The sequence below is a fragment of the Ferruginibacter sp. genome, from assembly GCF_031430955.1.
In the GTDB taxonomy this organism is placed as follows: domain Bacteria; phylum Bacteroidota; class Bacteroidia; order Chitinophagales; family Chitinophagaceae; genus Ferruginibacter.
The window spans coordinates 1-4105 of record NZ_JANPCM010000415.1 but is presented as its reverse complement, the minus strand read 5'-3'; the positions used below and the strand labels follow the sequence as shown (position 1 = coordinate 4105).

Below are 4105 nucleotides of genomic sequence, written 5' to 3'. Positions count from 1 at the left end.
GCAATATTGCTAAAAGAAAAAAGATTTGACGTAAAGCATACCGACGATTTGCCTAATAAAGAACTAACCATCGATTCTGAAATACGCACTTTAGCAAAAATTGAAAACAGTAGTGTAATTACTAAAGACAACGATTTTTTTGAATCATATATCATTAACAAATCCCCATCGGGCCTTTTACTTATTTCTACCGGTAATATTGTAAACAAAGTGCTTTTCAATTTATTTAATAAACATTTTGATTTGATAATTAAATATTTCAAAACCTGCAATTTTGTATAACTTATCAACGATGAATTATTTGCTCATGAATAATTTCCCTGCATACATCAGCATTATCTTTATAGCAACAACCCTTTTAACTATTATATTTTTTTACAAAGCCGCTAACAATTCAGCCACAGTTTTATTAATTTTAACTGGCTGGGTAATTTTGCAAACTGTATTGGGTTTATCAGGGTTCTATATCAATACTACTGCCTTACCTCCAAGGTTTATATTTTTGGCAGCTCCGGCACTTTTATTAACTGCAGTAATTTTTACCGGCAGCAAAGGCAAAAAATTTATTGGTGGGTTAAGCATAAAATATTTAACCATACTGCATATTGTACGGATACCGGTTGAATTGGTTTTATTCTGGCTTTTTTTAAATAAAGCTGTGCCGCAACTAATGACTTTTGAAGGAAGAAATTTTGACATTGCCGCAGGCATAACTGCGCCATTAATTTATTATTTCGGATTTATAAAAAATCATCTATCCAAAAAAATAATTTTGTTATGGAATTTTATTTGCCTGGCTCTTTTGATAAATATTGTGGTTAATGCCGTATTATCTGCACCAACACCCATACAGCAGTTTGGATTTGCGCAACCCAATATTGCCGTGTTATATTTTCCATTTAATTTATTGCCTGCCGTTATTGTGCCGCTGGTATTGGTTTCTCATTTGGCAGCAATAAGGCAATTGCTGCGTTCCGATTTTTAATGTTGTACTTAATCTTTTAATAAAATATTTATAATAGTTTTACAAAAAATAACTACCATGCAAAACGTTTTTATACACCATGTTTTTTTCTGGTTAAAAGAACCGGCAAATGATGTAAGCAAAAAACAATTGATACAAGGTTTACAAAAACTTTCCACAGTAAGCACCATTAAATCATTTCACATAGGTAAACCCGCCGGCACCGAAAGAAGTGTGATTGATACCACTTACGCTGTATCCTGGCTAATTACATTTGATAAAGCAGCCGACCAGGACAGTTACCAGGTTGACCCCATTCATTTAAATTTTGTAAAAGAATGTGCTTCGCTTTGGGATAAAGTGGTGGTGTATGATTCGGTAGATGTGTAACAAAGCCTGTGCAGCTGAAATGTAGCTTTCTTGTTATAATTATTTTCACTGGGCGGCTCCCCCTTTTTGGGTGAGCCGCCCAGTGAAAATTGCTGTTTAGTTTGCTAAAAACTCTTTTATAATTTTAAACTCTTTTGCAGGCTCTTCTACCTGTGGGTTGTGCCCGCTTTTTTCAAATAGCACAAACTTTGCCTGCGGGCAATACTCTTTATACTTTACCTGCATCCATGGCACGGCTACCCTGTCGTACCTGCCTGCAATAATCAAAATGGGCATTTTTAAACTTTTCAACTCTTTTCTAAAATCAAAATTGCCAATGTCACTGCCTACAATAAAGTCACCATCTTTACCCACCATTTGGTAATACAATTTTGCATTAAACGGATTAGGATAAGGCTTGCTTCCCCTTCGTGTAAAATTTTCTGGATTGTAAGTATATAAAAACGCATAAGGCACACGGCCATAAATTTCCTGGTGCAATTCGTCGCTGGAGATGGCACCCTGCTCTCTTATTTTCATTAATGTATCCCACACTTCGGGGTAATTAGTTTTTATTTCATGGTTACTGTTATCGTCATTTTCCTGCCACATTATAAAACTGTGAAAGCCATTGGCAATAATTAAATGACTAACATTTTGCGGATACTTAATGGCATAACCCTGTGCCACCAGGCTACCATAACTGTGACCCAGCAAACTTATTTTATTCAAATGCATTTCTTTTCTCAATCCCTCAATATCTTCAATATCTCTTTGCAAACTGTATTCTTTTATATCTTTTGCCGTATCCGATTTGCCCCTGCCAAAAGCATCGTAATAAATTATTTGGTTATTGCTGTTTACCGTTAAAGAATCAAACACCCTGTAACCCGGATGTGCACCTCCCGGCCCGCCGGGAATAATTATCATTGGCAGGCCTGTACCAACTGTTACCGTATATAATTTGGCGCCATTTACAGTGTAGTATTTTCCATCTGCCCAGCTATCAGGAAATTTTGCCGCCATTTTTGTAGTTTGCGAAATTACACTTACAATATTGCAGCAAAAAACAGCTGTTAAAATAATTGATTTCATCTGTTTGGTATTTACTTGCAGAATTACGATATTTTTGAAAAAGATTTCTTTTTTATTAAGATAAATTTTATAAAATGCTGAAACTAAAAATTGTTTTTATTTTATTAGTAACTGCAACTGTTGTACATGCCCAAAAAATTATGGGCTTTAGTGATGCGGCTGCAATAAAACAAACAGATTATGAAAAACAATTTGATGCTATTATAAAAGCAAGCGACCAGGATGAGTGGATGAAATTTTTATCATCGCATCCGCATCATGTGGGGAGTGTGCAGGGTAAAGCCAATGCAGAATATATGGCTAACTTATTTAAGCAATGGGGTTACCAAACACAAATAGAATCATACACCGTTTTATTTCCCACACCAAAATTTCGGCAGTTGGAATTGCTTGGCGCCAAACCTTACAAAGCAAAATTAGAAGAACCAACTTTAGCAGCAGACAAAACCAGCGGACAAAAAAAAGAACAATTACCCAGCTACAATGCGTACTCTGCCGATGGTGATGTAACTGCACCATTAATTTTTGTAAACCGTGGCGTGCCGGCAGATTATGAAGAGCTTGAAAAAATGGGCATTGATGTAAAGGGAAAAATTGTAATTGCAAAATATGGCGGATCGTGGCGTGGTGTAAAACCAAAAGTTGCTGCAGAGCATGGTGCCATTGGATGCATAATTTACAGCGATCCGGCAGATGATGGTTATGGTATTGGCGACACTTATCCGGTTGGGCCCTACCGACCAAAAGATGGTGTACAGCGTGGTTCTGTAATGGACATGCCTGTGTATCCCGGTGATCCTTTAACACCGGGTGTTGGTGCAACAGCAACTGCAAAAAGATTAGACAGAAAAGATGCCGTTACAATAATGAAAATTCCTGTGCTTCCCATTTCTTACGAAGATGCTTTACCATTATTGCAATCATTAAAAGGCGAAGTAGTGCCAGCGGCGTGGCGTGGCGGTTTACCCATAACTTATCATACCGGGCCATCAAAAGAAAAGGTGCATTTAAAATTATTATTTAACTGGGATATGAAACCGCTGTATAATGTAATTGCTAAAATGCCCGGCAGCGATTTTCCTGATGAATGGATTATAAGAGGCAATCATCATGATGCCTGGGTAAATGGTGCAGCCGATCCCTTAAGCGGTATGGTGGCAGAATTAAATGAAGCAAAAGCCATTGGGGAATTAGCAGCAAAAGGCATTAAACCAAAACGCACCATTGTATTTTGTGCATGGGATGCAGAAGAACCAAGTTTGCTGGGCAGTACAGAATGGGTAGAAGATCACCAGGAAGAATTAAAACAAAAAGCTGTTGCTTATATTAATACAGATGGTAACAGCCGTGGATTTATTGGTGCAGGCGGATCGCATGTTTTTGAAACTTATTTTAATGAAATTGCTAACGAAGTAAAAGACCCCGAAACCGGTGTTAGCATCAACGATAGGCGTTATGCAAAATCAATGATTGATGGTGATATAAATGCAAGAACAAAATTATTGGGTAACAAACAATTAAAACTAAGTGCGTTAGGAGCAGGAAGCGATTGGGGCGGATTTTTACAATTCCTCGGCATTCCATCAATGCATTTAGGTTTTGACGGTGAAGGCGAGGGAGGTGAATACCATTCGGTTTACGATTCATACGATATGTTTATCCGTTTTAAAGATCCGG

Annotated in this window: 5 protein-coding genes; 4 read left to right on the top strand and 1 reads right to left on the bottom strand. The window is 37.3% G+C overall.

Translation table 11 applies throughout. The features are described from left to right. From ACY65O_RS11605 to ACY65O_RS11595, 3 genes are all read left to right on the top strand, one after another. Positions 1–282: DUF5615 family PIN-like protein (locus ACY65O_RS11605; RefSeq protein ID WP_462221019.1), on the top strand; the 282-nt coding region annotated here is incomplete at its 5' end. Between the two features lie 10 nt (positions 283–292). Further along, a complete protein-coding gene (locus ACY65O_RS11600; protein ID WP_462221018.1) occupies positions 293–985 on the top strand; it encodes a hypothetical protein in 693 nt (230 codons plus the stop codon). 57 nt (positions 986–1042) lie between these two features. After that, the gene (locus tag ACY65O_RS11595; RefSeq protein WP_462221017.1) at positions 1043–1354 is read left to right on the top strand and encodes a Dabb family protein; all 312 of its coding nucleotides are present in this window, start codon (positions 1043–1045) and stop codon (positions 1352–1354) included. A gap of 96 nt (positions 1355–1450) precedes the next feature. Here ACY65O_RS11595 and ACY65O_RS11590 read toward each other — a convergent pair whose 3' ends face one another. Beyond that, positions 1451–2428, bottom strand: a complete 978-nt coding sequence (locus ACY65O_RS11590; protein WP_462221016.1) for an alpha/beta fold hydrolase — start codon at positions 2426–2428, stop codon at positions 1451–1453. Positions 2429–2502: 74 nt separating this feature from the next. Here ACY65O_RS11590 and ACY65O_RS11585 point away from each other — a divergent pair. After that, positions 2503–4105 (top strand): M28 family peptidase (locus ACY65O_RS11585; protein ID WP_462221015.1); only part of this gene is annotated, 1603 nt, incomplete at its 3' end.

Excerpts from the sequence above, each read along its gene's own strand:
- ACY65O_RS11600 (WP_462221018.1), top strand. The coding sequence starts at position 293 with ATGAATTATTTGCTCATGAATAATTTCCCTGCATACATCAGCATTATC.
- ACY65O_RS11595 (WP_462221017.1), top strand. The coding sequence starts at position 1,043 with ATGCAAAACGTTTTTATACACCATGTTTTTTTCTGGTTAAAAGAACCG.
- ACY65O_RS11590 (WP_462221016.1), bottom strand. The coding sequence starts at position 2,428 with ATGAAATCAATTATTTTAACAGCTGTTTTTTGCTGCAATATTGTAAGT.